Annotated in this window: 23 protein-coding genes and 1 tRNA gene; 14 read left to right on the top strand and 10 right to left on the bottom strand. The window is 66.1% G+C overall.

Annotation, left to right across the window (positions count from 1 at the left end; translation table 11 throughout):
- Positions 1–6: 6 nt before the first annotated feature.
- Together ON41_RS36275 and ON41_RS42075 are read left to right on the top strand one after the other, a co-directional pair.
- Positions 7–78, top strand: a tRNA-Val gene (locus ON41_RS36275).
- A 574-nt stretch (positions 79–652) separates the two neighbouring features.
- Complete coding sequence (locus tag ON41_RS42075; protein WP_157185755.1) at positions 653–868, top strand: three-helix bundle dimerization domain-containing protein; 216 nt, start codon at positions 653–655, stop codon at positions 866–868.
- Between the two features lie 82 nt (positions 869–950).
- On the opposite strand, the gene ON41_RS36270 is transcribed toward ON41_RS42075, so the two are convergent.
- Entirely contained in the window at positions 951–2,120 is a 1,170-nt protein-coding gene (locus tag ON41_RS36270; protein ID WP_373281382.1) for a cytochrome P450 family protein, read from the bottom strand.
- A gap of 433 nt (positions 2,121–2,553) precedes the next feature.
- Here ON41_RS36270 and ON41_RS36265 point away from each other — a divergent pair, with 433 nt between their 5' ends.
- Positions 2,554–3,813, top strand: coding sequence for a wax ester/triacylglycerol synthase domain-containing protein (locus ON41_RS36265; RefSeq protein ID WP_083905887.1), 1,260 nt, complete (start codon positions 2,554–2,556; stop codon positions 3,811–3,813).
- A 162-nt stretch (positions 3,814–3,975) separates the two neighbouring features.
- Positions 3,976–4,866, top strand: a complete 891-nt coding sequence (locus ON41_RS36260; RefSeq protein ID WP_157185754.1) for a hypothetical protein — start codon at positions 3,976–3,978, stop codon at positions 4,864–4,866.
- Positions 4,867–4,926: 60 nt separating this feature from the next.
- Here the strand turns inward: ON41_RS36260 and ON41_RS36255 are convergent, their stop codons facing one another.
- The 3 genes from ON41_RS36255 to ON41_RS36245 are packed head-to-tail and all read right to left on the bottom strand — an operon-like array spanning position 4,927 to position 7,151.
- Entirely contained in the window at positions 4,927–5,355 is a 429-nt protein-coding gene (locus ON41_RS36255; protein WP_040753391.1) for a VOC family protein, read from the bottom strand.
- A 43-nt stretch (positions 5,356–5,398) separates the two neighbouring features.
- Positions 5,399–6,475, bottom strand: coding sequence for a sensor histidine kinase (locus ON41_RS36250; protein WP_085995914.1), 1,077 nt, complete (start codon positions 6,473–6,475; stop codon positions 5,399–5,401).
- A complete protein-coding gene (locus ON41_RS36245) occupies positions 6,468–7,151 on the bottom strand; it encodes a response regulator transcription factor (RefSeq protein WP_040753388.1) in 684 nt (227 codons plus the stop codon). Before ON41_RS36245 ends, ON41_RS36250 begins: the two co-directional genes overlap by 8 nt.
- An 89-nt stretch (positions 7,152–7,240) precedes the next feature.
- Between ON41_RS36245 and ON41_RS36240 the strand changes: the two genes are divergently transcribed.
- Both ON41_RS36240 and ON41_RS36235 read left to right on the top strand, forming a co-directional pair.
- The gene (locus tag ON41_RS36240) at positions 7,241–7,867 is read left to right on the top strand and encodes a M15 family metallopeptidase (RefSeq protein WP_083905886.1); all 627 of its coding nucleotides are present in this window, start codon (positions 7,241–7,243) and stop codon (positions 7,865–7,867) included.
- Entirely contained in the window at positions 7,864–9,180 is a 1,317-nt protein-coding gene (locus ON41_RS36235) for a DoxX family protein (RefSeq protein ID WP_040753383.1), read from the top strand. The genes ON41_RS36240 and ON41_RS36235 overlap by 4 nt, the downstream gene beginning before the upstream one ends.
- A gap of 63 nt (positions 9,181–9,243) precedes the next feature.
- On the opposite strand, the gene ON41_RS36230 is transcribed toward ON41_RS36235, so the two are convergent.
- From ON41_RS36230 to ON41_RS36225, 3 genes are all read right to left on the bottom strand, one after another.
- The gene (locus ON41_RS36230) at positions 9,244–9,666 is read right to left on the bottom strand and encodes a hypothetical protein (RefSeq protein WP_040753381.1); all 423 of its coding nucleotides are present in this window, start codon (positions 9,664–9,666) and stop codon (positions 9,244–9,246) included.
- Positions 9,667–9,892: 226 nt separating this feature from the next.
- Positions 9,893–10,795 (bottom strand): phosphotransferase, encoded by a 903-nt coding sequence (locus ON41_RS40920; protein ID WP_083905885.1) that lies wholly within the window; start codon positions 10,793–10,795, stop codon positions 9,893–9,895.
- The gene (locus ON41_RS36225) at positions 10,788–12,116 is read right to left on the bottom strand and encodes a helix-turn-helix domain-containing protein (protein ID WP_040753379.1); all 1,329 of its coding nucleotides are present in this window, start codon (positions 12,114–12,116) and stop codon (positions 10,788–10,790) included. The genes ON41_RS40920 and ON41_RS36225 overlap by 8 nt, the downstream gene beginning before the upstream one ends.
- A gap of 357 nt (positions 12,117–12,473) precedes the next feature.
- Here ON41_RS36225 and ON41_RS43300 point away from each other — a divergent pair, with 357 nt between their 5' ends.
- The 5 genes from ON41_RS43300 to ON41_RS36200 all read left to right on the top strand — a co-directional run bounded on the left by ON41_RS43300 (position 12,474) and on the right by ON41_RS36200 (position 17,840).
- Positions 12,474–12,656: a hypothetical protein gene (locus ON41_RS43300; RefSeq protein ID WP_246461705.1), complete on the top strand. Its 183-nt coding sequence runs from the start codon at positions 12,474–12,476 to the stop codon at positions 12,654–12,656.
- The gene (locus ON41_RS36215; protein WP_040753374.1) at positions 12,653–12,958 is read left to right on the top strand and encodes a hypothetical protein; all 306 of its coding nucleotides are present in this window, start codon (positions 12,653–12,655) and stop codon (positions 12,956–12,958) included. Before ON41_RS43300 ends, ON41_RS36215 begins: the two co-directional genes overlap by 4 nt.
- A gap of 84 nt (positions 12,959–13,042) precedes the next feature.
- Positions 13,043–13,930 (top strand): hypothetical protein, encoded by an 888-nt coding sequence (locus ON41_RS36210; protein ID WP_157185753.1) that lies wholly within the window; start codon positions 13,043–13,045, stop codon positions 13,928–13,930.
- A gap of 255 nt (positions 13,931–14,185) precedes the next feature.
- On the top strand, positions 14,186–14,995 hold the full coding sequence (gene ppk2, locus ON41_RS36205) for a polyphosphate kinase 2 (RefSeq protein WP_040753369.1): 810 nt from the start codon (positions 14,186–14,188) through the stop codon (positions 14,993–14,995).
- Between the two features lie 67 nt (positions 14,996–15,062).
- Positions 15,063–17,840 carry a cation-translocating P-type ATPase gene (locus ON41_RS36200; RefSeq protein ID WP_246462090.1) on the top strand — a complete coding sequence of 926 codons (2,778 nt, stop codon included), beginning with the start codon at positions 15,063–15,065 and terminating at the stop codon, positions 17,838–17,840.
- On the opposite strand, the gene ON41_RS36195 is transcribed toward ON41_RS36200, so the two are convergent.
- The gene (locus tag ON41_RS36195; RefSeq protein ID WP_051163302.1) at positions 17,813–18,463 is read right to left on the bottom strand and encodes a rhomboid-like protein; all 651 of its coding nucleotides are present in this window, start codon (positions 18,461–18,463) and stop codon (positions 17,813–17,815) included. The two genes, ON41_RS36200 and ON41_RS36195, sit on opposite strands and share 28 nt — an antisense overlap.
- 146 nt (positions 18,464–18,609) lie before the next feature.
- Between ON41_RS36195 and ON41_RS36190 the strand changes: the two genes are divergently transcribed.
- Together ON41_RS36190 and ON41_RS36185 are read left to right on the top strand one after the other, a co-directional pair.
- On the top strand, positions 18,610–20,322 hold the full coding sequence (locus tag ON41_RS36190; RefSeq protein ID WP_040753367.1) for a SulP family inorganic anion transporter: 1,713 nt from the start codon (positions 18,610–18,612) through the stop codon (positions 20,320–20,322).
- A complete protein-coding gene (locus ON41_RS36185; protein ID WP_040753365.1) occupies positions 20,319–21,659 on the top strand; it encodes a diacylglycerol/lipid kinase family protein in 1,341 nt (446 codons plus the stop codon). Before ON41_RS36190 ends, ON41_RS36185 begins: the two co-directional genes overlap by 4 nt.
- Here the strand turns inward: ON41_RS36185 and ON41_RS39530 are convergent.
- Complete coding sequence (locus tag ON41_RS39530; RefSeq protein ID WP_051163300.1) at positions 21,645–22,589, bottom strand: helix-turn-helix transcriptional regulator; 945 nt, start codon at positions 22,587–22,589, stop codon at positions 21,645–21,647. The genes ON41_RS36185 and ON41_RS39530 overlap by 15 nt on opposite strands.
- 191 nt (positions 22,590–22,780) lie before the next feature.
- Here ON41_RS39530 and ON41_RS36175 point away from each other — a divergent pair, with 191 nt between their 5' ends.
- Positions 22,781–23,983: a cytochrome P450 family protein gene (locus tag ON41_RS36175; protein WP_051163299.1), complete on the top strand. Its 1,203-nt coding sequence runs from the start codon at positions 22,781–22,783 to the stop codon at positions 23,981–23,983.
- Positions 23,984–24,025: 42 nt separating this feature from the next.
- On the opposite strand, the gene ON41_RS36170 is transcribed toward ON41_RS36175, so the two are convergent.
- A complete protein-coding gene (locus ON41_RS36170; protein WP_040753362.1) occupies positions 24,026–25,036 on the bottom strand; it encodes a uroporphyrinogen decarboxylase/cobalamine-independent methonine synthase family protein in 1,011 nt (336 codons plus the stop codon).
- Between the last annotated feature and the right edge of the window lie 236 nt (positions 25,037–25,272).

The following is a 25,272-nucleotide window of genomic DNA, read 5'->3' as shown; positions in this document are numbered from 1 at the left end:
GGACGCGGGCGTATAGCTCAGCGGTAGAGCACTGGTTTTACACACCAGCGGTCGGGGGTTCGAACCCCTCTGCGCCCACTCGATCAGTCCACGACTTCGCTTCGTCGTCCGCTATCGCATCGGGCGGTCGTTCCACGAGCGATCACGTTGCGGTGCAATGCAACCCGGTGCTTTCCGCTGGATGCCCTCGTGAGCCGGCGGTGCGGTGAAGATCTGCCTACCACACGGTCCTGGTGCCCCGCGGCACCGCGGGCGCGCACGTGGTCAGGCGATGGGACATGATCGGCCTCCGGTCGGCCGGCACCTACCAGGTGTCGTTCTCCGACTGCGTCGTGCCGAGCGGCCGGGCACAAACTCGTCGAGAACGCCGTCTTCGCGAGCAATCCTGTCAGCCGCCGCCGGCGAGTTCCGGCTCCGCGCGGAAACGTCAGCCATATGCGGCTGGAGCCACCAAGGTATGTGTAACCCGGAACCAGACGCCTGCCGGGTTGGTCGTATTCATTCTACGTATCGCCATGTGGTGGCCCACCGAATGGTGGTATATTCACCGGCGGTTCGGCGACGCCGCGTAGCCCGGCCGTCAGAGAGGCCGAAGGTGCGGGTGAGCCGTTCTACATGCGGGACCGTAGAAGTCGGCCAGACAAGGATCGCCATGCAAAATAACGTGGCTGCGCAGATCAACGCCATCATCGAGCGACTCGCCGCCAATCATCCCGAGGCGTCTTCGGCCACCGTTGCCGCAACCGTCGAGCAGTTCCGCGAACGGTTCTCCAACTCGGCCATGAGGGATTTTGCCCCCCGGCTCGTGGAACGTTGTGCCGAACGGGAACTATCCGGGACGCCACCCAGGCACCTGCGCCGACCGTAGGCCGCCACCGCCCTGTCGCCTCCATCCGGCGATTCGGCCAGGGCGTGCGCACGATCAGGGCGCCCATAACGGGGTACGCAGGTCAGCCGTTCAACGGAGCCGAGGGGGGAAAGGTGACCGGCAGGGCTGCCAAGGCGCGGTGGAAGGGACCAGGCCGCCAGGTCGGCACGTCGGCCGATATGGCCAGCCGGACCTCGGGCAGCGCGTCGAGAAGCTGATCGATCGCCCCCTGAGCAATCAGGTAGGCCAGCGACTGCGCAGGGCAGGCGTGTGGTCCGATGCCCCACGCCAGATGCGAGCGATTGCCCGTGAGATTCTCGGTCCGGATCGCGGGGTCGTTGTTGCAGCCGGCCATGCTGATGAGAATCGGCTGGTGTGCAGGCAGCCACACGTCGTCGATAAGGACCGGCTGACGGGGATAGGTGGTGAGCTGGTTCGCCAGTGGCGGATTGTTGAACAAGACTTCGTCGAGTGCGTCGCGGGTGGACAGGTTCCCGCCGACGACACTTCCGCCGAAGCGTTCGTCGGACAGGATCAGCAGCAGGGTATTGCCGATCAGGTTCTGTTCCAGTTCGATCCCGCCGTAGAAGCTCGTCAGCTGGTGGATGATCTCCAGATCATCCAGTTCGGCCGGATGCTGCAGCAGCAGCGAGGTGATGTCGTTGCCGGGATGGGCCCGTTTGAGGGCCACCAGTTCCAGCAGCCCCTCGGCGATCATCTCGTTGCCCTTCTCGGCGTCGATTCCTTCGAGCATCGCGATCATGCCTGAGGCGACCCGCTGTCCGATCTTCGGCGGGCAGCCGAGCATGGAATCGGTGACCGCGAATGCGAGCGGGAGTGCGTACTGGCTGATCAGATCGGCTGCACCGGTCTGGCAAAAGGCGTTGATCAGCGGGATGGCGATCTTCTCCACGGTGGCGTCGAGCGTGTACAGATCCACCGCTTTGATACTCGCGGTGATTGCCTGCCGGTAGCGCAGGAGGACCGCTCCGTCGTTTCGAGTCCCGTTGGGGCGCCACTCCATCAGTGGCCGGACCGGGCAGTCGGCCGGGATGTTCTGCTGCCAGACGCGTGGATCGGCGGGGAAGTGCTCGGGATCGTTGAGGATCCGCAGCGCGGTGGCGTACCCGACCACCAATGTGGCCGGCACGCCCGGCGCGAGCTCGACCGGAGCCAAAGAGCCGTACTTTCCGCGCATTTCGTCGTAGGCACGATACGGATCCGCGGCAAATTCCGGTGAGTGGAGCGGCACCCGCGGACCTTCGGAAGCTATCGGTGAGCCGTGGACGACCGGACAGGCCGGGATTTCCGGCCGGGGCTGTGTTGTATTCAAGAATGGAACTCCGCAAATTCGTGTCTGCTGGGGACGCGGGCATTCACGTATTCCCGCTTTCGGCCGCCGAACAACTGCTGGTGCTGTGCCGAGGAGCCTACTGTCCGGCCGGTACTTGTGCCAATCTTCCTGTTCCCCAGCGGATCAACGAGGTCGCCGGTCGCCTGGCCAGCACCCTCCGCTGCTCGGGCGGTGACGCTGTCGAACCCGCGCCCGGCAGACACGAAGTCGGCGAATCGGCTGCCGTGCAACGAATTACAACTGCCGCGCGTTGCGGTCGCACCGACCCTGTGGAAAACTCCCGTGGACGCGGTGATGTCGCCGAAGCCGCACATTTGAAGGGAAATGCAGGATGAGCACCCTCGACATGCCCACTACGGCAATGGATCGGACGTTACGTGGTTTGGTCTCTTCCGAAATTCAGCTGAATATCGGGGCAGTTCTGCACTTCGACGGGCAACCGCCGCAACTCGGTGACATTCGGGACTACATCGGCACCCGGCTGGCCGCTCTACCGGCCTTGGCGGCATGGATGCCCCAGGGAGCGCGGCGTTGGACGGTGGTCGACGAGGTGGACCTCAGCAGCCACGTTGCCGAATATGTTGTGCCTGTCCAGGAAAATCTGGAGCAGGTCGTCGTCGAGCTGGCGAAAACTCCGTTGCCGGAGGATGCTCCGCACTGGCGGATGTGGTTGCTCCGTGGTTACGCGCCGGACCGATACGCCCTGCTGTATCTGGTCCACCACAGTGTGCAGGACGGCGCGGGAATGCTTCGAACACTGGAGTCGCTGTTCGCGCCCGGTGTCCCCGAGAGCGAATCGTCGGCGGCATATCACGGCTTCGCCCAGAATCCGCGCGCGTCGGCGCGCACGCGAATGCAGTGCGCCGCAACGGATCTGCGGAGCCTCCGGAGCCTGGGCACCTGGGACCTGCCCGAGTCCCGGCCCACACACGAGGTCGGATTCGCATGGAGCCGCGTGCCCACCGGTACGCTCACCTCCATCGCCCGCGCTTCCGGCTGCACCCGCAACGATGTGTATGTCGCAGCGCTCGCCCACGCGCTCGCGAGCTGGCAGAGCGAGATCCGTGGAACTGCCGACCTGCCCGACATGCCGTTGCTGGTGTCGGCCAACGTCCGCCGCCCGGACGAGGTCGCACTGGCGGGCAACAGAACAGCGATCTCCTACCTCCGATTGCCCGGAACGCCGCTCCCCTTCGACCAACGGCTGGCCGGCACCGTCAGCGCCACCGTGCCGTTGAAGTCACCCACCGTCCGGGCAGCATTGCGCCGCAACTTCGACAGCACGCCCGCATGGCTCATGCGCACCACGTTTTCCGCTCTCTCGACGCCCCGACGTGCTCCGACCTCGGTGTCGAATGTCGTTTTGCGTCACCCCCTCGCGCTGCACGGCGATCCCGTCACCGCGATCGATCCGATCACGACCACCCTCGGAGGCCTTCCGCTGAGCGTGCTCCTCCTTGTCAACGGAGACACCGCCACCGCATGCTTCCGAGCGAGCGCCGGACTCCCCGGCCTCGACCGGATACACCGCACGTGGGAACAGACACTGCTCTCATGGGAGAGCGACGCGGCCACGCTGAGCCGGTCCTAGTCCGGGCCGCGGCCAGTGCCACACATCATGAAGTCATCGTGTCGCGGCCGCGTCTACCCGAACCGGTGTGGTGCCTGATGCGGGCGGAAACGAGTTCTGCGGCTTTTCGCCGTGCTAGCCTCTGAACCCGTAGTTCACTGGCGCGGGCGGCGGGGGGAAGCCATGAATATCGACGAGCTTGCTTCCAAAGCCGTTGCGGCGCTGGCCGAAAGGTTTGCCGGCCAGGTCTCGGATTCGATCGGCACCCTCATTGCGGATCGCCTTCGGGCCAGTCGCGCAGGCTCCCACGCCTTGGACGCATTGTCCGCCGAACCGGAGGACTCGACAGCGCGTGAGCTGACAAGCGCTGTCTTGACAGACGAATTCACCCGTGACGCGTCATTCGCTCAGGCAGTGGCCGGTGCATTGGGCCGACCGACCGCACAGCTCTCGTCGCTGACGACCGGAAAGCACACCAGTATCCACGGAGATGCGGCCGCCGGCGCCATCGACAAAAGCAGGAAATTCCAGATCGGATCGATTCACTTCGGTGGTGGCGGCTTGGCCGCGGTGATCGCGATTCTGCTGATCGTCGGTGGCGGCACCGGATTCGGGATCTACAGCACCGTAACCGGAACCAGCACCGAAAACTCTCCCCTGAGTTCCACTACGCCGAGCCCCCGCCAGAGTTCCACTTCGGAATTCGAGCGTGGCAGCAAGGTCTCGTCATCGGGTTTCTCCGTGGACCTGGACGCCCTCGACCAGCGACCGGACGGTGACGGCCTCGCCGACATCACGCTGGATCACACGTCCATCGCGGCCGCGAACGGAGCGCTCACAGCGCGACTGCCACCCGGCACCCCGCCCAACCCGGCAAACTGCGACCGCGCGCTGACCGATCGGACTCGAACACCCGCAGTCGACAATGTGGCTGTCAACGATCTCCTCTGTGTCCGAACCAGCCGCCAAGGTATTGCCGCCGTGACCATCCTGGTCAAGAACACGGTGAACGCGGAGACCGCTTTGAAGACCACGATCTACTCCCTCGACTGGAGATATTGGAAACCACAGTGAACCCGTGCCTACGGGGAGGTCAGAGGAGTTATCAGTGTGCCAAGACAGGCCCACTACGGTTCAATGCACGCAGAATTCGTTGCCCTCCACGTCGGCCATGGTCACGAAGTATTGGCCGCGCTCCCGGCCGGTTCGCAGCGCGGTACCACCGATTTCACGGAGTTGTGCCACCAGTGCGTCGACCCGTTCGATCTTGCGTGCCATCGAGTCGTCCGGCAGGGTCGCCTGAATGTCCAGGTGCAGCCGGTTCTTGACGGTCTTGGATTCGGGTACCCCGAGGAAACTCACGCGCTCCGGTCCTTGCGGGTTGTACACGGTAGCGAAGCGGACCCTTTCGTCCTCCGGAAAGCCTTGACCGATCTGGTATTCCATCCAGCCGTCGTAGCCCTCCGGGACCGAGTCGATGCGGTAGTCCAGCGCCGCGGACCAGAAGGCTGCCATCCCATCCGGATCGTGGCAGTCGATGACAACCTGAAACTGTCGAGACATGGCCGCGAGAATGCCAGCATCACTATCGCCCGTAAACCGCCCCTCACTGCGCAGGTAGCTGCACCGTGACGCGCAGGCCACCGGCGGGGCGGGCGGTGAGGGTGAGGGTGCCGCCGTGTGCCTGGGTGATGCTGTTGACGATGGCGAGGCCGAGGCCCGCACCGGCGTGCCGGCCGCGGACACGGTCGGTGCCGCGCTGGAAACGCTCGACCAGTGTGGAAACGATCCGCGGGTCTAGTAGCTCGCCGGTGTTCTCGACCGTGAGTTCCACCGCACCGGGGTAAGCGTTGGTCCTGATCCACGCGATGCCCTGTTCCGGCAGGTTGTGGACGATCGCGTTGTGCACCAGGTTCGTGGTCAGTTGCAGCAGGAGGGCGTGGGAGCCGATGGTGTGGGCCATCTGGCCGGAGGCGTCGAGGGTCACGCCCTGTTCTTCCGCGAGTGGAAGCAGCGTTTCGGTGGCTTCTTCCGCGAGGAGGGACAGGTCGACGTGTTCGCGGGTGAAGGACCGTTGATCGGCCCGGCTGAGCAGCAGCAAGGCCTCGGTGAGTTCGATCGCCCTGGAGTTGACGACGTGCAGGCGGTCGACGAGTTCGCCTGTGTCGCGGTCGCGATCGGTGCGTGCCACGTCCAGCAGCGTCTGCGTGATGGCCAGGGGTGTGCGCAGTTCGTGGGAGGCGTTGGCCGCGAATCGCTGTTCCTCGGCGACGTGGGCCTCCAGGCGGGCGAGCATGGTGTCGAAGACGTCGGCGAGTTCACGGAACTCGTCGCCGCGTCCCGGTAACCGAATCCGGTGCGAGAGTGAGCCGTTCGCGGCCATCCGGGTGGCGGCGGTGATCCGGGTCAGCGGGGTGAGCATCCAGCCGGCGAGCAGCCACCCGCCCACGAGACCGAAGACCAGCAGGAAGGCCAGTACGACGGCCATGAACGGAGCGAACGCGCGGAGGAGGGCCGAGCGGTTGATCCAGAAGTTGCCGGTGGTGCTCATCCAATCGGCGGGCAGGAAGTACAGGTAGAAGACCAGCACGGCCGCGAGCAGCAAGGTACCGGCGAACATGATGAATCCGGCGTAGCTGAGGGTGAGTTTGAGCCGGACGCTCACGCCGGGCGGTCTATTCACGATCGGCTCCGTCCCGCCCGGTGTCGATGCGGTAGCCGACGCCGGCCACCGTGCCGATGATCCAGGGCTCGCCGAGGCGTTTGCGCAGAGCCGACACCGTGATGCGCACGGCATTGGTGAACGGATCCGCGTTCTCGTCCCACGCTCGTTCCAACAGTTCTTCGGCGCTGACGACACCGCCTTCGGCGGCGACGAGGATTTCGAGCACGGCGAATTGCTTCCGGGTCAGCGGGACGTAGCGGCCGTCGCGGTAGACCTCGCGGCGGAACGGATCCACCCGCAGACCCGCGATCTCGCGCACCGGCGGTCTGCTGTGGGAGCGCCTGCGATCGAGCGCGCGGAGCCGCAGGACGAGTTCGCGGAGTTCGAAGGGTTTGGTGAGGTAGTCGTCGGCGCCCAGCTCGAACCCGGAGGCCTTGTCGTCGAGCCGGTCGGCGGCGGTGAGCATCAGGATCGGCATGCCGCTGCCGGAGGCGACGATGCGCGCGGCGACCTCGTCCCCGGAGGGGCCCGGGATGTCGCGGTCGAGGACGGCGATCTCGTAGGCGTTGATGCTCAACAGCTCCAACGCGGTGTCGCCGTCACCGGCGATATCGGCGGCGATCGCTTCCCGGCGCAGGCCGTCGCGGATGGCTTCCGCCAAATAGGGTTCGTCCTCGACGAGTAGTACACGCATAGCCTCTCGATTCTGCCGATCGGGACATATCGCGGGCATATCGAAAATCGCATACGCCCCGGCAACATCGCGCTGCCTTCACTGAAGGCATGAAACAGAGTCAACCAGCACGAACCGGGCGTCGCCGGGGCGGGGCCGCCGCCCTCGCCGCCCTCGTGATCGCCGCTGCGGCGCCTGTCGGTCTCCTCGCCTTCCAGTCGCTGTCCTCGACCGGGTGGTCCCTCCACCTTCCGCACGGTAACCGGCATCGCGAGGCGGGATCTCTCGCCGACGGCGCTGTTCCTCGCGGTGTGACGATCTTCGACGACGATATTCCGGCTGTGGCCAACCTCGATCCCGCATTGCGCTCCGCCCTCCGGCTCGCCGCGACGGACGCGGCGGACGACGGGGTCGAGTTCGTCGTCAACAGCGGCTGGCGTTCGGCGGAGTATCAGGAACAACTACTGCGCGAGGCGGTCTCGAAGTACGGCTCGGCGCGTGAGGCCGCTCGATGGGTGGCCGATTCCACCACGTCCGCGCACGTATCGGGGGACGCGGTCGACATCGGGCCTACCGCGGCCGCGGCGTGGCTGTCCAGATATGGGGCCGCTTACGGGCTGTGCCAGATCTACCGCAACGAACCCTGGCACTACGAACTACGCCCCGAGGCAGCCGAGTACGGCTGTCCGCCGCTGTACGCCGACCCCACCCACGACCCGAGGATGCGGCAGCAGTGAAGGACACCGCCACCACACAGTCCCGCTGGCATCCGCTGACGCGCTTCGCATTCCGATTCTGCCTCGTCTATTTCGGGCTGTACAACCTGCTCCTCAATTTCGTCCCGTTCACGGTGGTCGGCCTTCTCGGGCCGTGGTTCCGCCGGTACAGCGGGTGGTGGATCACCTCCCATACGGACCCCGTCACCGGGTGGGTGGGCAGAACGGTTTTCGGCGTCGACACGGCGTTGCACCAGGACTCCGGCGCCGGAGACCAGACAGCCGCCTGGGTGCTGATGTTCTGCGTCCTTGTCGTCGCCGTCGTATCGGCCGCGGTGTGGACCGTCTTCGACCGTCGTGCTGCGCACCCCCGGTTGCTGGCTTGGTTTACGCTGTTCTTACGAATATCGCTGGGCGGCACGATGATCGGCTTCGGGTTCGCCAAGCTGATTCCCACCCAGATGCCGGCGCCCGGACTCGCTCAGCTGCTGGAACCGTACGGCGATATGAGTCCGGCCTCGGTGCTGTGGTTGCAGGTCGGCAGCTCCTATCCGTACGAGATGTCGCTCGGCGCAGTGGAAGTCGTGGCCGGGCTGTTGCTGTTCGTGCCTCGGACCGCCGTCCTCGGCGCGGCGTTGAGTCTGGCGAGCACCGCGGAAATCCTCCTGATGAACATGTCGTTCGACATACCGGAGAAACTGCTCGCCTCGCACCTGCTCCTGATCAGCCTGATCCTGCTAGCCCCGTACCTGCGGCGATTGGCCGATGTCTTTGTGCGGCAACGCGCGTGCGAGCCGCTGACGCAACCCGCGCTGTTCACCGACGGTCGGAAGAACCGCATCGCGCTGTGGATCACGGTGTCGCTCGGTCTATGGATCGCGCTGGTCGGCGCTTCCGACCGATGGAGGGTCTGGCAGGAACAGTACGGTCCCGACAGCCCCAAATCCGAGCTGTACGGCATCTGGGACGTCCGTGACTTCACCCTCGACGGCCAGCCGCGCCCTCCGCTGACCACCGACGAAATTCGTTGGCAACGGCTGGTTTTCGACGCCCCCGGCCAGGTGACCTACCAAGAAATGGACGGCGATCTCATCCCCGCTGTCGTTAACTTCTTGCCCAACGGAACTTTGGAACTCAGTACAGGCGAATCCACCGGCCCTCGAACACCTTTGGCGACCCTGTCTCACGAACAACCCACCCCGAACCGGCTACTCCTACGCGGCACCCTCCACAACAGCCCGGTAGTGATCACCCTCGAACGTGTAGACCTGAACAGCTTCACCCTGCGCAACCGAGGGTTCCACTGGGTCCAGGACTACATCTACTTCCGATGATTTGCTCAGCAGTGTGGCTGGTCTCAGGGGCGGGTCGTTCGTAGGCCGCCGGTTACCGGCGGCCTACGGAGAGACCCGGCGCATGGTGGCGCGGTATTCGGCCTCGGCCATATCCGGACGGTCCGGGTCAGGCTGCCATATGCCGGTGATCGTGGCTCCGTCGGGGCTGATGGTGCCGGTGTAGGTCATACCGAGACCAGCATGGATGAGGGTGTCCCCGTCGCGGCTCCAGTGGTAGTCCAACGGGGCACCGGAACCGGAATACACGTGCGCGGCGAAGCCCGAGGTGGTTTCGTCGGGCCAGATCACCTCGAGGCTGTGGATCTCCGTTTCACCGATCCGCATACTGCCGATGAGGTGTAGGAGTTGGCCGTTCAGGATCCAGGTCGTGGTGAGCTCTCCGGTGACATCGTCGTGGTCGGACTTGCGGGTGCGCCCGGTGAGTTCCCAGGAGCCGAGCAGTACATCGAGATCGGTGATAGTCATGTTCTTCCTCGCTCGGATAGGTTGTCCGGGCCCTTGGCGGGCCCTCTCGTCCATAGGTCGAACGGGAACATCGGAGATCGACACACAAGCCCTATCGGTACCTCGAGATCCGTGACAGATAATCTGTATCTGGCCTTCCGTTCAGAGTCCCGCCGATTTGGGTACTGGTGCGGTTCCGGTGAATTGGGACGGGCATATCTCTTTAGCCGTCACGCATCCGCTGTAATCACCGGTATGGATGCCAAAGAATGTTGCGTGTTTCGTGTCGAAGGGTGTGGAGGCGGTGTTGGTGTTCGGCTGCCATCTGCGGTCGGCGTCGGAGGTCTGGTAGTGCACTGGTGACGAGGATTAGTTCGCGAATTCGCCGGAGTAGTGGCCATTCGCTTGTCCGTGTGATGTCCCAGCCGTAGGTGTTCGAGAGGTCTGTGTAGAACCCGGGTCGCCCGAACCGTATTGCTCCTACGGCGGTTACGACGAGGTCCCATGCTTTTGGGCCGATGCCGGTGCTGTCGAGGTCGGCGAGGACAACGCGGTCGGTCGATGTTCGGAGGAGGTTTCCGGTGTGTGCGTCGCCGTGGACGACTGCGTGGGTCGGGTTCAGCTGCTCGTAATGGGTTCTGGCCTTGGTCCATTCGGTCTGGAGCCAGTGGAGGTCGTCAGCGTCGACACCGTCGGCGGCAGCGATTCGTTGTTCGGCAGGCGAGAACGGGTCCCACGACGGTATCGATGCTCCCGTGAATGGGATGCGGTGGAGTTCTTTCAGTGGTCGAGTGAGATCCGCTGCGGTCCAGCCGTTCTCCGGCGGCTGACGCCCGAGTTCGCGCCAGAATGTCACGGCGTAGTCGTCGCCGATTAGGACTGGCTGTTCGGCATCAGCGAGCCGGACCGTGGGGGCGTCGTGGTGGGCGAGCCATCGCGCAACTGTGACGATCCGAGTGGCCCGAGTTCTGCCGATCGGGCCGATACCCACGCGAGCGATCGTGGCGATTCGGGGGAGTCGATAGACGGCGTTGTTGGTGTACTTCAACAGCTCAGCGCCCTCGGCCGCACCACTGAGACCGGCTAGGTCGCACGCCTGATGCAGCACCCGTGCCAGCTCTGTGGCGCGGTCGGGAGCGAGTTCAGTCATGGTCTGATGGCATGAGGGCCTTGATCTCGCTGACGATCTGGTCCGCGCCCGAATGCCGACTTACGAACGGTTGTGCCGCTGTACCGACCTCGGCGAATCGTTCGACGGCTCGAACACTGCGGATCGCGCCTGCATCCGATAGCGCGTGAAACGCTGTCGCGGTGCCGGCGTCGACGTCGTGTGCGAGGAGTTGACTTGTGGCCAGGACGATTCGGTCGAAGAGGAGACTGCGGGGCGCTCGGTCGGGACCTGATTCGGCCAGCGAGGTGGTGGCCAGCTCGGCTGCGCGCTCGGCGTAGGTGCGCGCGTTCACAGAGTCCGAGGTCGCCAGCACCTGGCTGACGAGGGCACGGTGGCCGGTGAAGTCACCGTGCGTGAAGAACAGGCGGTGCCATGGTTCCAGAGTGGCGGTGTCGACGCGGCACATCTCGTGGTGGGCTCGATCGAGGCTGTCTTCGACTTGACGGTGCTGTCCCATCAACGCGTATGCCCATGCCGCGGTGGCGTGGAGTCTTGCGGATCCGCTGAGGTCGCGGCCGCCCTGGGCGGCGACTTGGCCGAGCTGGGCGAACCACAGCGTTTCCTTCGGCTTGCGCTGGTGCAGGCTGATGCGTCCCAGCCCGTACATTCCGGTCGCGGTGAGGCTGTCGGCTTCGGCGCTGTCCACGCTGCGGCTGTAGGTCAGCGCTTGCGCGAGCAACCGACGGGCCTGCTCCTGATTTCCTGCATCGTGACAAGCCCAGCCCGCGATGTTCGCCAAGTGGGCCAAGGCCAGGCAGAGGTCATCGCGTACTGACGGAGTGCTCGCTCGGGGGAGAAGCTGTGAACTCCACGACAGAGCACCACAGGCGGCATCGACTGCCGCACACCCGCCGTGGTGGTTCGCCATTCGGCGGAGATCGTCGGTGATCGACCGCAACTGCGCCACATCGGCCGCGCCTACACGGGTTGGCAGCGCGGCAACTGCGGCAGGCAATCGGGGAAGCCAGTGCTCGAGTGCGTCAGGGCCTCCGGCGATTGCGGCAGCAACCGCGCTGAGGAATTGCCGTCGCTGCATCTCGTCCTCCACTTCTCTTTCCGGGACGAGCGCAGTCGAGCGGGTCCTCTGGTCGAAGCGAGCAATCGTGTCGGCGTCCGTACTGGCGAGCACGTGGTCGAGCAAGCGGCGACTGGCTGCCCGTGGCTGTCCGGTTCGGCCGGACTCCCACAGCGACAGCGTTCGCCTGGTAACCCCGATGAGACGCGCGAATTCGGGTCTGCTCATCTTCGAAGTAGCCCGCAGCGCACGAATCTCGTGAGCTGTCCACTCGACCTCCACCATAGGCCCGCCCCCTGTACCGGTCGATGTGAGCGGCAAGTTACTCCCTTTTACTCCCTGATGTACTCGTATTAGCCGTACCGAAACCGGAAGGCTCGGATTCAGCCCCGCTGCCGGGTTTCGGTGTCCCGAGATAACACGTCGACCAGCCCCACCATGACGCCTCCCGGTCGATGTCAATGCTCCCCGGCGGTGGGCGCGCATCAGCGACGACTGCGGGAGGTACGGACAATGAGAGCAGATCCAACTGCGTTCGCATGGGTAGATGTTTCCGTAAGTTCGTGGTCGGAGCTGGAGGACGCTCGCATCCGCAGGCTCGCACGCCAACTCGGCTATCGCCTGTACTGGCCCGGACCGTCTGTGCTTCCGCTGGTCGACCAGGTGCGCGCCGCTGATGTCGACGCCGTGATTGCGCCGTCGCCCGCCCATCTCGATGCTATGCAGCTGCACGCACTGATGTGCATCGTGGACGTCGAAACCTCATGCCCCCGAATGAGTTTCGCGCGCTGGACGGCATTCCCCTGTCAGGTCGGGCAGGTGTGAGCACCGGGACGGGCTGGTCGGTGATCGCGGCGCTGTTCGTGGTCGCTGGGGGCGTCGTGTATTTGCTGCTTCGTGCCGAACGCGAGTGCGAGCGACACGACCGCGACGCGCCGACACAAATCCTCTGGACCGCGGAGTTGACGCACGAGGTGCCGGGGTACCCGGTGACGGTCGCAGCAGCCCATCGAATCATGCAGCAGCACAGAGCGTGTGACCGCGACGACTGCCCGCGCAAGCGAGTTGCTTACCAGGTACTCGTGGAGGCTCGGCACATCAAGCCGGACTCTGGCCGCATTCGGTAGAGGCAGTGGCTGAAGAGATGTCGGTGCTTTGGTCCACAATGACGCGACGGGGCCGCGGATGAGTCCGTGCCAGGGTGGCGGAGGATGGGGGATCGGCGGATGTACGAGGATCGGCTGGTGGCGGTGGTGGAGTCGGTGGCGCGGCGGCGGGGCTACTCCTTCCGGCTCACTGCGCCTGATGCGGTGATGTTGTCGGGGCCGACGACGTTCGTGATGTTTCTCGGTAATCTGCGGCGTCGGGCGGCGGCGCTGGAGGTTGAGGAGTGGCCGGCGCTGGTCGATGATGTCTTCGATACGCGGGAGGTCGAGGGTGCGGTCGACCGTGAGAGTCCGCTCGACTACACCGATTTCAGGGTGATGCGGAACCTGGTTCGGACCCGGTTGTACTCCACGGGAAGCGGTCTCGGTAACGAGGTGAGGCGGATCGTTGCGCCCGGGTTGATTCAGCGTGTGGTGATCGATCGGATTCATACCGTCACGCCGGTCACCTACGACATGCTGGCGCAGTGGCCGATCGGTGAATGGGATTTGTTCGCCCTCGCTGATCGCAATGTGTATGCCGACGGGGGCGTGGAGATTCAGTACGCTCGATTCGACGTCGACGTGGCCGACGGGCTCGCCCCGATCGCGTTGCTCACCGGACCGGAGTACTTGACCGCGCATGCCCGCTGGCTCGGCGACTACCCGGTGACCGGACCGCACGGAGCGGTGTTCATCCTGCCGGCCAAGGAAAGTATGTACGTCTACCCCGTGACCGGGCTCGAGGTGATCCGATCGGTCACCGTCCTCGCCCACTTGGCGGTGTCGCACGCCGCGAACGATCCGTGGCCGATCAATTCCTGGGTGTATCTGTGGCACAACGGGTCCCTGGATCTGGCCGCTACCGTACGTCCGAGTGACGACGGTGTCGAAATCCGGCCCACCCCACGATTCGGCGACTACATCAACACCCTCGGTGACACCGAGCCTTAGCCGTGAGTTGTCCTACTGTCGTTTGCATTGTTGCGCGACAATTCGGCTCGATCCGACAACTGCGACTGGTCGGATTCATTCACGCCGGGAGCGACAACAGGGGTATAACGGCACCGGCGTGCCCGGTGTACCGTATTGGAATTGGTCGGTACCGATGAAGCGCTTTGCGCCACGGCCGACGTCGACGGTGACAACCCCCGTGCATCTTAATGGGCCGACCGTGCTCGACAACGTAGAGCGACGGGAGAACCGGTCGTGGGGTCGAAATCTGGGAAGAGCGGCGCGAAGGACGCGCCGATGAAGAACAAGGAATATCGGCGGCTGCTGACGCCGTTGCAGGCCGAGCTTGTCGCGGTGCAGGAGTGGGTGAAGTCGTCGGAGGCGAAGGTCTGCGTCGTGTTCGAGGGGCGCGATACCGCGGGGAAGGGCGGGGTGATCAAGGCGATCACCGAGCGGGTGAGTCCGCGGGTGTTCCGGACGGTGGCCCTGCCCGCGCCCACCGAGCGGGAGAAGTCGCAGATGTACGTCCAGCGGTATGTGCCGCACTTTCCGGCGGGCGGGGAGGTCGTGCTCTTCGACCGCAGCTGGTACAACCGTGCCGGTGTCGAGCGCGTGATGGGGTTCTGCACCGAGGAGCAGGCACAGCGATTCCTGCACCTCATCCCCGAATTCGAGCGCGCGATAGTCGATTCCGGGGTGATCCTGCTGAAGTACTGGCTGGAGGTGAGTCAGGAACAGCAGACGGCGCGCTTGCAGAGCCGCATCGACGACCCGCGAAAGATCTGGAAGCTGTCCGACCTGGATTTGCTGTCCTACAGCCGCTGGTACGACTACGCGCGGGCGCGGGACGAGATGTTCCATTTCTCCGATACCGGATGGGCGCCCTGGTATGTCGCACTGAACGACGACAAGAAGCGCGGACGGCTCAACATCATCAGTCATCTGTTGCGCCAGATCCCGTACGAGCCTTTGAAACGTCCCGAAATCACGCTGCCGGAACAGCAGGACCCCGACGGCTACCAGCAGCCGGCGCAACCGCTGCGCTGGATCCCGACCCCCTACTGAGCCGAGCAACGTCATGACTCGCACACAACCCGCACCGGGCCGGGCGCCCGCGCTCACCACCGAGACGATGGAGATCGCCTGGCACGCACAGGATGCCGCCGTGGTGGTGTCCGCTCTGACCTCCGATGCCGGGTCGGGGCTGTCGCCCGGTGACGCCGAGGAACGCCGGCGCCGCTACGGCACCAACGAGATCGCCGCCGAGCCCGAGCCGTCCGTCTGGGCGATCGCGCTGACGCAGTTGAAGGATCCGATGAACCTGATGCTGATCGCGGTGGTCGTGATCAGCCTGATCATCGGCGAGATCCCCACGGCGATCGTGGTCGCGGTGCTCGTCGTCTTCAACGTGGTGCTGGGGACACAGCAGGAGGTCCAGGCCCGCGCCAGTGTCGATGCGCTGGCGCGGATGCAGACGCCGCAGGCGCGCGTCGTCCGGTCGGGAACGCTGGTCCAGCTCGACGCCACCGAACTCGTGCCGGGCGACATCGTCGACGTGGAAGCGGGCGACGTCGTTCCCGCGGACGGCCGGCTGCTCACCTCGGCGACCCTGGAGACGCAGGAGGCGGCGCTGACCGGCGAGAGCGCCCCGGTCCCGAAGGATCCGGAGACGCTCGTCGCCACCGACGTCCCGCTCGGCGATCGCAGCAACATGCTCTTCCAGAACACCTCGGTCACCCGCGGTACCGCGAGCATGGTGGTGACCGAGACGGGCATGCACACCCAGATGGGCCGGATCGCGTCGATGCTGTCGGCCGTCACGCCGAGCAGGTCACCGTTGCAGCGCGAATTGGGTTCGCTCACCAAGGTTCTCGGCGCGATCGCGTGGACCGCGGTGGCGATCACCGTGGTCATCGGGGTGATTCGCGGACTGGACTTCACGACCCTGCTCCTGCTGGGCATCTCCGTCGCGGTCTCCGCGATCCCGACCGGACTCCCGACGTTCGTGCAGGCGATGCTGGCCTACGGCGGGCGCAAGCTGGCCGACGCCCAGGCCGTGGTCAAATCCCTCGCCGACGTGGAGACGCTCGGAGCCACGAGCGCGATCAACTCGGACAAGACCGGCACGCTGACCATGAATCAGATGACGGTCCGGTCGCTGTATTTCCACACCCGCTGGTACACGGTGGACGGCGAGGGATACAGCACCATGGGCAAGATCACCCAGGCCGCGGGCGGCGGGGTTCCCGATTTCACGCTGCTCGCGTACGGGCTGTGCCTGGACAGCGACGCCACCGTGTCGGAATCCGGCGCGGTCGTCGGCGATCCCACCGAGGCCGCGCTCGTGGTGCTCGCGGCGAAGATGGGCGTCGACGCCTCGCTCACCCGGCGCACCTATCCGCGCGTCGCCGAGGTGCCGTTCGACTCCGCGTACAAATTCATGGCGACGTTCCACCACCTCGAGGTGGACGGGACGACCCGATTCCTGGAATTGGTCAAGGGCGGCCCCGACGTGGTCCTCGCCCGGTGCACGTCGGCCTTCCGTCCGGGTCGGCAGCCGGTGCCGATCGACGACGTCCGGGAGGAGCTGACCGCCGCGAACCGGACGATGTCCGAAAAGGGGCTTCGGGTCCTGGCATTCGCCGTGCGCCGGCTCGACGGGCAGGAGGAGGCCGCGCGGGGCAACCCCATGTGGTTCGTCGACGAACTCACGTTCGTCGGCATGGTCGGCATCATCGATCCGCTGCGGCCGGAGGCGGTCGAATCGGTGCGCGTCGCTCGCGACGCGGGGATCGATATCCGGATGATCACCGGCGACCACGCGATCACCGCGTCCGCGATCGGCGCCGAACTGGGCCTCGCCCCGGGCGCGATCGGCGGCACCGAACTCCAGACGATGACCGACGACGAATTGGCGGCGGCACTCCCGAATCTGCATGTGTTCGGCCGCGTCACACCGCAGGACAAATTACGCATCGTCGACATCCTGCAGCGCGGCGGCGCGGTGGTGGCGATGACCGGTGACGCCGTCAACGATGCCGCCGCGCTGAAGAAGGCCGATATCGGCGTCGCGATGGGATCGGGCAGCGAGGTCACCAAACAGGCGGGCAATATGGTGCTCACCGACGACAACTTCGGGACCTTGATCACCGCGGTTCGGTTGGGCCGCAACATCTACGACAAGATCGTGTCCTACATCCGCTATCAGATGGGCAAGCTGTTCTCGCTGGTTCTGCTGTTCCTCGTCGCGAGCATTTTCGACATCAACGAGGGTGTGGCGCTGACGCCGCTGATGGTGCTGTTCCAGCATTTCTTCATCACCCTGTTCCCGGTCGCCGTCATCATGTCCGATCCGCCGGCCCCGAACCTGATGAGCAAACCGCCACGGGATCCCGCCGTGCAGATCGCCAACAGGAATTCGTTCGTGCAGTGGCTGGCCTACGGCATCCTGCAGTTCGGCGTCACGCTCGCCGCGATGCTCCTCGCCCCCGGTGATATGAGTACGACCGTCGCGAACGTCCCGATGACAATGGCGTTCGTGGTGCTGTCGCTCGGGTCCATTTTCGCAGGGCTCGTGATGCGCCGCGATCCGGAGTCGGGCCTCACCCCACCCGTACTCAAAGCGCTCCAAATCCTCTCTATACCAACGATTGTCACCGTGTGCGCGGTGGAACTGGGATTCCTCCAGGAACTCCTCATGACGACATCGCTGACCGGTCCGCAATGGCTCGCCTGCCTCGGCTGGGCAGTGATCGTCCCGGTCGTCGTCGAGGCCGAGAAGGCGGTCCGCCGCGGGCTTCGGCGCAGATCTCGACCGCCCGAGCCGATGCGGGTCGCGACCGCGGTCGAACCACGTCGATCCGTCGTCGACCAGCAACGACTCTATGCCGATGGGCGGTCGTCCCGGTGAAACCGCTGCCGCCACGCCTCGGCGGGATTCCAGGGCGGCGCGGTCCGCCCGCGCGTGAGCGGGAAGGCGGCCAGCCCGATCAGCATCGCGGAGAAATGCCCGATACCGGTGAAAGTGAGATGGACGAGTAGCGGAAGGCCGAGACACATCAGGACGCCGGCCAGATACGCCCATCGCCAGGGGCGCGCGATGTGGTAGGTCAGAATGCCGATGATGCCGGTGAGGAAATAGCTGACACCGATGTCGCGCACATCGATCATTCCGGGATCGGCATGGCCGTGCCGTATCGCCCAGGCCAGAATGCCCTCGCTGATAAAGGTGGCCAGGACGTGGGCGGTGAGGCCGGTGACCGCCCACCGGAGCGCACCCAGCCAGCGTTCGGCCGGCGCCAGGAAGACGCAGAACAACAGCAGGTAGGGGAGCCAGAAATAGCCGTCGATCCACAACAGGCTGGTGACGAGGACGTGCAGCGGATCCGATTCGAGATGCCGGAGATTGGTGGACCGCTCGCCCAGCAGGCGCTGCAGGTCACCGGGCGGCACCGAATGCTGGACGATGGTCGTGATCAGCAGCAGCGCGAGCCAGGAGAAGGTCCACGGGGCGCGGCGCACGATCGAAGTCATGGTCCCTCCCTCGTGCGGTCGGTTCCATTCGAAGCCTACGGGCCGTAGGACACGGACCAGTGCAGCGCATGCGGTTTGGAGTACTTGGTCCCTAGTGGCCACGGATTGTCGTCGGCCAGGATCTCTGAACAGGGAGAGGCCGATTGATGAGCAGATTGTTCGGCTTGGACCGATTACCGGGTATCGCGACCGTCCTCGGATATCAGCGGCAATGGTTGCGTGCCGACGTGACCGCCGGACTGGTGCTGACCGCGTTGCTGATTCCCGCGGGTATGGGGTACGCCGAGGCGGCCGGGCTGCCCGCGTATGCCGGTCTGTACGCCACCATCGTCCCGCTGCTCACCTACGCGGTGGTGGGGCCGTCGCGAATTCTGGTGCTGGGTCCGGATTCCTCGCTGGCTCCGCTCATCGCCGCCGCCGTGGTGCCGCTGGCTGCGGCGGGTGACGTCGAAGGACGACTCGCCTTTGCGGGTGTCCTCGGAGTATTGGTCGGGCTCATCCTGGTGATCGCCGGTTTCCTGCGCCTGGGGTTCTTCACCGATCTGCTGTCCAAACCCATCCGGCTCGGATATCTGAACGCGATCGCGCTCATCGTCGTCATCGGACAGCTGCCCAAACTGCTCGGCGTCTCCGTCGACGCCTCCGGGGTCCTCGAGGAGTTCGCCGACACCGTGCGGGCGCTGTTCGCGGGCGAGGCCGATCCCGTCGCGGCCGGGCTCGGCGCCGGTGCGATCGCGGTCATCGTCACGTTCCGGCGGTGGTGGCCCGCCGTTCCCGGCGTGCTGGTCGCCGTGGTGGCCGCGATCGTCCTGTCCGCGGCACTCGGGCTGACCGATGAGATCGGCATGGTCGGCGCGTTGCCGGAGGGACTGCCGCCGCCGTCGATCGGCGGTGTCGGCTGGGACGATGTGACACACCTGATCGGGCCGGCCGCGGGGATCGCGCTCATCGCGTTCGCCGACACCGGCGTGCTCTCCCGTACCTTCGCCGCCCGGCACGGCCACGACGTGAACGGCAGCACCGAGATGAAGGCCATCGGCGCGGCCAATATCGCGGGCGGGCTGTTCGGTGGTTTTCCGGTGTCGGCCAGCGGTTCTCGCACGCCGGTGGCCGAGCAGAACGGCGCGCACACCCAACTCGCCGGTGTGGTAGGTGCGCTGGCGGTCCTGGCGTTCGTACTCGTCGCCCCCGGCGTCACCGCCTACCTTCCCGACAGCGCGTTGGCGGCCGTGGTCATCGTCGCGGCCACCGCCCTCGTCGACGTCCGCGGAATGATCCGGCTGCGGCGCATGAGCGGCGTGGAATTCGGTCTCGCCGCCGCGGCGTTTCTCGGCGTCGTCTTCGTCGGCGTGCTCCAGGGCATTCTCGTCGCGATCGGGCTGTCGTTCGCGGCGGTGGTCGTGCGCGCCTGGCAGCCGTACCGCACCGAGCTGGTCGCCACGGACGACCCCTACGGCTATCACGACGTCGAACGCCATCCGGACGGCCGTCGCATTCCCGGCCTGGTCATCGTGCGTTTCGATGCCCCGCTGTTCTTCGCCAACGGCGAGATGCTCGACGGGTACGTCCGGCAACTGGTCGCCCGCGCGCCGACACCGGTCGAATGGGTTGTCGTCGCCGCCGAGCCGATCACCGGGCTGGACACCACCGCCGTCGACGAACTCGTCGACCTCGACCACTATCTGGCGAGCAAAGGGGTGCGCCTCGTCTTCGCCGAGATGAAGGGACCGATCAAGGATCGGTTCGCCCGGTACGAGGTCGGCGAACGCTTCGACGCCACCCGCTTCTATCCCACCCTCGACGCCGCCGTCGCCGATTTCCGCGCCCACGACCATCCCCCGGAACGAGGTGCCTCGTGAATACCCATGACACGGCGGCCGATTCGCGCGGGCCCCGGTGGGCCGCACGCGCGGCTTTCACCTGTCTCGCCGGTGCGCTGCTCGTCCCCGTCGCCGCGGCCGGAGTGGCCGGGTCCGTCGGCCTGCTCGTGGTCGCGACGGGCGGGGCGGTGCTGACCGTCGCGTCCCTGTACTGGTTGCTGGCGCGGCGCGGGGTGGTCCGGGCCGTCGCGGCGGGGGCGGCGATCGTGGTGCCGATCGTGGTGTTCGCGCTGTTCATTCGCACCCACCTGCTGTGGGTGGTGCTGCTGTCGTGCGGGTTCGCGGCGCTCGCGCTGATCTGCACGCACGCCGCGCTGCGCGACCCGGCGGCCGGCGGCATGCCCGAGCACGTGACGCCACCGCCGGCGCGGCCGTTCCTGATCATGAATCCGCGGTCGGGTGGCGGCAAGGTCGAGCGATTCGATCTGCGGCGCAAGGCATTGGACCTGGGGGCCGAGGTGCTGCTGGTGGAGGGGCCGGAGCCCGTCGACGTGGTGGCCGTCGCCCGCGACGCGGTCGCGCGGGGCGCCGATCTGCTCGGGGTGGCGGGCGGCGACGGAACCCAGGGCCTGGTGGCCGGTGTGGCCGCCGCGTCCGGCGTGCCGTTCCTCGTGATCAGCGCGGGTACCCGCAATCACTTCGCCATGGATCTCGGTCTCGATCGGGACGATCCCGCCGCCTCGCTCGACGCTCTGACCGACGGCGTCGAGCTGCGACTGGATCTGGGGATCGTCAACGACCGGCCGTTCGTCAACAACGCCTCGTTCGGTGTCTACGCCGAACTGGTCCGCAGTCCTGCGTACCGCGACGACAAGGCCGCGACGGCGCTGCAGATGCTCCCGGATCTGCTCGCCGGGCACACCGGCGCGCACCTCGCCGTGCGCATCGGCGAGACGGTCGTCGAGGGGCCGCAGGCGGTACTGGTCAGCAACAATCCTTACGGCGCAGGCGATCTCGCCGGTCTGGGCCGCCGGGAGCGCATGGACCGCGGCATGCTCGGGGTGGTGGTGCTGTCGGTCGCCACGGCCCGCGCCGCCGTCGGCCTGATGCGGCCCGGCCGCGTTCGCGGGCTCGTCCGGCAGACCAGCGACGAGGTCGTCGTCGACGCCGACGCCGACGCGATTCCCGTGGGCGTCGACGGCGAATCCCTGCTGCTCTCCACGCCGGTGCGCTGCACCATCGCACCGGCGGCCCTGCGCGTCCGCGTCCCCCGGACCAGGCCGGGCACACCCCGCTCCACTCCCGAGATGGACTGGGCTCGCCTGCGCGCTCTCGCCCGCCGAGCCCGGCGGGCATCCGGATCACGGTCCGGCTGAGGGACTCCGCGCCTCCGCTGCCTTTCGTTTGCGAAACTCGCGCGGAGTCTCGCCATAGCGCTGCTTGAACGCGGTGGCGAACCAGGTGCCGGTGAGTCCGGTGCGGGCAGCGATCTCGGCTACCGACAGCGTGTGTGCCGGATCCTCGAGCATGCCGCGGGCGGCGCGCAGAGCCTCGTCCTGGCGCACCGCGCGATAGGTGGTGCCCGCATGGTGCAGGGCGGAACGCACCTGCCGAGGCGACCAGCCGAGCGCCTGTGCCACCGCGGGCAGCCGGATGTCGGAGGTGCCGATGTTCCGGCGCACATATCGGCGGACGGCCTGCGCGATGTCCGACAGCTGCGCGTGCTGTGGGGTGAAGTCGCCCGCCATGATCAGGCACAGCAATTCGGTGATCCGGTCGCACACCGCGTCGAATTCCGGGCCGGTCATGGCGGACTGCTCGGCATGCAGGCTGCGCATCATGCTCACGGCGATGCGGCCGAGACCGGAATCGAGCGGGAGTTCGGGCCGGCGGGTGTCCGGGAGTGGTGACCGATGATCGAATTCCGAACGCGGCACCTGGAATCCGAAGGCCGCCGAGCCGGGAATGTGCAAGCGGCACTCGCGATCCAGCGCGAGCACGACCGCGCGGCCCGGCGCGATACACGTCACCCCGTCCGCGTCGGCGGCGGCGAAGGCGCCGCGCTGCGGTACGACGACCCAATAGAAGTGTTCGGCCGACGCCCGGCGGATATGCGACGGGGTACGGAACGCCAGCCGGTCCCCGATCTGGTCCCAGTGCAGCAGGCTGTAGGAATCCGTCTCCTGCACGGTCATGTCGGCACGCCAGCGCTCGGGTTCTCGGTAGCGGTGCGCCATGGGAACGATGTCGTTGGCGACTTCGGTCCAGATGTTGACATCGGCGATCGCCAGGCTGTGGAACTTCATCTCGGCGCCTCGGAGGCTCGGGGGGAGGGTGACACCTTAACCGCAAGTTTGTTCTCATGCACCGGATTTTCGTTGGCGGGCACAGTATCCGGCTTCCACCGGTAGCCGGACGGACGGCGACCGACACTGGCGCACACGCACCCGCTCACCGGCCGTGCGTGACATCCTTCGATCACACCCCCGGAGCCGACATGACCCAGCCCGTCATCCAGTTGCCCACCCCCGGCGAAACCGTTCTGCGGACCTACGAGCGGATGCGCCGGCGCGGCGACATCGTTCCCATCGAACTCCCCGGCGGTGTCGGGGCGTGGGCGGCGGTGAGTCACCGCGCCGTGACCGAGCTGCTGGCGGGCGACGGAACGTCGATCAGCCACAACGCCAGGAGTTGCCCGGCGCTGCACGACGGCAGCATTCCGGCGGATTGGCCGATGCGGGCGCTCACTCAGATGGAGCACATGCTCAACCAGGACGGTGACGAGCACCGGCGCCTGCGCCGAACCATCAGCAAGGCGTTCACGCCTGCCCGGGTCGCCGCTCTGGAACCGCGGATACAACAGATCACCACCGAACTCGTGGACGCCTTCCCGGACGGCGGCGACCCGGTCGATCTCGTCTCCGCCTTCACCACCCCGCTGCCGGTGCGGGTGATCTGCGAGCTGTTCGGCGTTCCCGGCGACGAGCAGGAGCCGATGCGGGACTGGACCAGCACCCTGGTATCGCATACGAGCACCGCCGAACAGATGCAGGCCGCCATGCAGGACATGACCGGGTACCTGGCGGAATTGATCGAACGCACACGCCGGGCGCCCGGTGACGACCTGACCAGCGCACTGGCCGGCGACGACAGCGGCCTCAGCACCGAGGAATTGGTGAGCATGCTGTGGCTGGCGATCGCGGCCGGGCACGAGACGACCGTGCACCTGCTGGGTAACGCGATCATCACGCTGTGCGCCCATCCCGCTCAACTCGACAAGGCGCGCACGCAGGACCGATGGGCCGACGTCGTGGAGGAGGCGCTGCGCTACTGCTCGTCGGTGTTCACCGTGAATCTGCGATTCCCGCTGCGGGACATCACCATTGCCGGTACCGACATTCCCGCCGGTGCGATCGTGACCTGGTACGGCGGCGTCGGCCGCGATCCGGAACGTCATCCCGACGCCGATGTCTTCGACATCGACCACGACCACCGCGACCAGCTGGCGTTCGGCCGCGGCCCGCACGTGTGCCTCGGCGCGCCGCTGGCCCGGCTGGAAGCCCGGATCGCGTTGTCCACCTTGTTCACCCGATATCCCGGACTGAGCATCGCGAGCGATCCCGCCGAGCTGCCGTATCCTCCGCAGTTCCTCACCTCGGGTCCCCTGCTGCTGCCGGTGCATTTGAAACCCGCTGCGTAACAACCGGAGTGATCGATCGGAGCGCGGGGGAGCGGCCGTGGATCACCCGGGCAGGGCAGCGGGTTCCGCTGTGCCGACCCTGGCCGCCAATTCCGCGAGCAACCCCAGCGCCCGATCCATTTCCGGTTCGCTCATCCGAGCCATACCGCACGACGTTCCCAGCCCGCCGAACGGCTGTGGGTAGTAACGGCGAGCGTGCGCCAGCGCCGTGAGAATGCGCTCCGGCGTCGCCTGTTCGTGGACGATTCCCGCATAGACCGGTACCTCGGTCGTCAATTGTTCCAGTGGCCGGTAGATTTCGGCGTCCGCCTCGTCGGCGATGGGCAATACGTCCGCGCCGGCGAGCGGAATGTGAATGCCCCGCAGCACCCTGCCGGAGGGCCACGCCGCGACGATCTCGTTGGCCAGTAGGACGAGGGGTTCGTAACCGTCGATGCGTTTCGACCAGGTGGTGTGCTCCCAGTCGCCACGGCAGATGTGCATCGTCACCTGTGCGCCCTCGGGCATCCGGCGCACGAATTCCGCTATATCCGAACCCATCTCGGCCGCCCGCGCCGCACGCTCCGAGTCCGAGGCGATGCTTTCCAGCGCCACCATCCGTGCGGGACTTTCCAGTTGGAAGACGACGTCGCCGCCGAACAGCGCGTGTATTGCCGAGATCTCGGCCAGCGCCGGGGCGCGGAACGACTCGTAATGCCTGGTGATGCCCTCGGCGCCGAGTGCGAAGAAGGCGTGGTCGAACGGGTCGATGATATTCGCCTGGTAGGGCTTCGCGGTGCCGTGCCGTTCGATCATGGCGTCCAGGATCGGCTTGGCCGCCTCCGCCTGATCGAAATATCCCAGCAGCACCGGCGGGATCACCAGTTCCCGATCGCCCCGGTATTCGTAGGTCGGCATGCCGTCGTACGCCAGTTCGATGTTCCCTGCACCGACTTTCGTCATTCCGGGCAGTGCGAACGTGGCACGCAATCGCGGCATGATCCAGCCGGGAAACGGGGTATCGCCTTCCGGGAAGGACGGCAGGTATTTCCAGAGGGTTTCGAATTTCTCCATGGCCGCACGTCGTGTCGCTGCATTGGCGCTTCCCACCAGATACGTGACGGGAAGACAGAGTTCGGTCGCCATCGGCGTCCTTCCATCGAGGTCGTGCCGGGCACTGTAGGCCGGAAAGGGGCTCCGGTCGATCGCCGAAACCTTCCTGGCCCTGGGGATATCCGGTGCTCTCGATTCGGTGACCGAGTTTTGTTTTCCGCCTCTGATGTTTTGTTTTCCGGCAGGTTTTTCGGTCG

This window comes from Nocardia transvalensis NBRC 15921, from assembly GCF_000308875.1.
GTDB lineage: Bacteria > Actinomycetota > Actinomycetes > Mycobacteriales > Mycobacteriaceae > Nocardia > Nocardia transvalensis.
Note: the sequence above shows the minus strand (reverse complement) of the source record. Positions and strands in the feature narration are given on the sequence as shown.

What these genes read in the sequence shown, in the direction of transcription:
- ON41_RS36245 (WP_040753388.1), bottom strand. Translation starts at nt 7,151, where the DNA reads ATGCGTGTACTACTCGTCGAGGACGAACCCTATTTGGCGGAAGCCATC.
- ON41_RS36195 (WP_051163302.1), bottom strand. Translation starts at nt 18,463, where the DNA reads ATGACTTCGATCGTGCGCCGCGCCCCGTGGACCTTCTCCTGGCTCGCG.
- ON41_RS36265 (WP_083905887.1), top strand. Translation starts at nt 2,554, where the DNA reads ATGAGCACCCTCGACATGCCCACTACGGCAATGGATCGGACGTTACGT.
- ON41_RS36230 (WP_040753381.1), bottom strand. Translation starts at nt 9,666, where the DNA reads ATGACTATCACCGATCTCGATGTACTGCTCGGCTCCTGGGAACTCACC.
- ON41_RS42075 (WP_157185755.1), top strand. Translation starts at nt 653, where the DNA reads ATGCAAAATAACGTGGCTGCGCAGATCAACGCCATCATCGAGCGACTC.
- ON41_RS39530 (WP_051163300.1), bottom strand. Translation starts at nt 22,589, where the DNA reads ATGAAGTTCCACAGCCTGGCGATCGCCGATGTCAACATCTGGACCGAA.
- ON41_RS36200 (WP_246462090.1), top strand. Translation starts at nt 15,063, where the DNA reads ATGGAGATCGCCTGGCACGCACAGGATGCCGCCGTGGTGGTGTCCGCT.
- ON41_RS40920 (WP_083905885.1), bottom strand. Translation starts at nt 10,795, where the DNA reads ATGACTGAACTCGCTCCCGACCGCGCCACAGAGCTGGCACGGGTGCTG.
- ON41_RS36175 (WP_051163299.1), top strand. Translation starts at nt 22,781, where the DNA reads ATGACCCAGCCCGTCATCCAGTTGCCCACCCCCGGCGAAACCGTTCTG.
- ON41_RS36260 (WP_157185754.1), top strand. Translation starts at nt 3,976, where the DNA reads ATGAATATCGACGAGCTTGCTTCCAAAGCCGTTGCGGCGCTGGCCGAA.
- ON41_RS36240 (WP_083905886.1), top strand. Translation starts at nt 7,241, where the DNA reads ATGAAACAGAGTCAACCAGCACGAACCGGGCGTCGCCGGGGCGGGGCC.
- ON41_RS36170 (WP_040753362.1), bottom strand. Translation starts at nt 25,036, where the DNA reads ATGGAGAAATTCGAAACCCTCTGGAAATACCTGCCGTCCTTCCCGGAA.
- ON41_RS36255 (WP_040753391.1), bottom strand. Translation starts at nt 5,355, where the DNA reads ATGTCTCGACAGTTTCAGGTTGTCATCGACTGCCACGATCCGGATGGG.
- ON41_RS36190 (WP_040753367.1), top strand. Translation starts at nt 18,610, where the DNA reads ATGAGCAGATTGTTCGGCTTGGACCGATTACCGGGTATCGCGACCGTC.
- ON41_RS36210 (WP_157185753.1), top strand. Translation starts at nt 13,043, where the DNA reads ATGGGGGATCGGCGGATGTACGAGGATCGGCTGGTGGCGGTGGTGGAG.
- ON41_RS36225 (WP_040753379.1), bottom strand. Translation starts at nt 12,116, where the DNA reads ATGGTGGAGGTCGAGTGGACAGCTCACGAGATTCGTGCGCTGCGGGCT.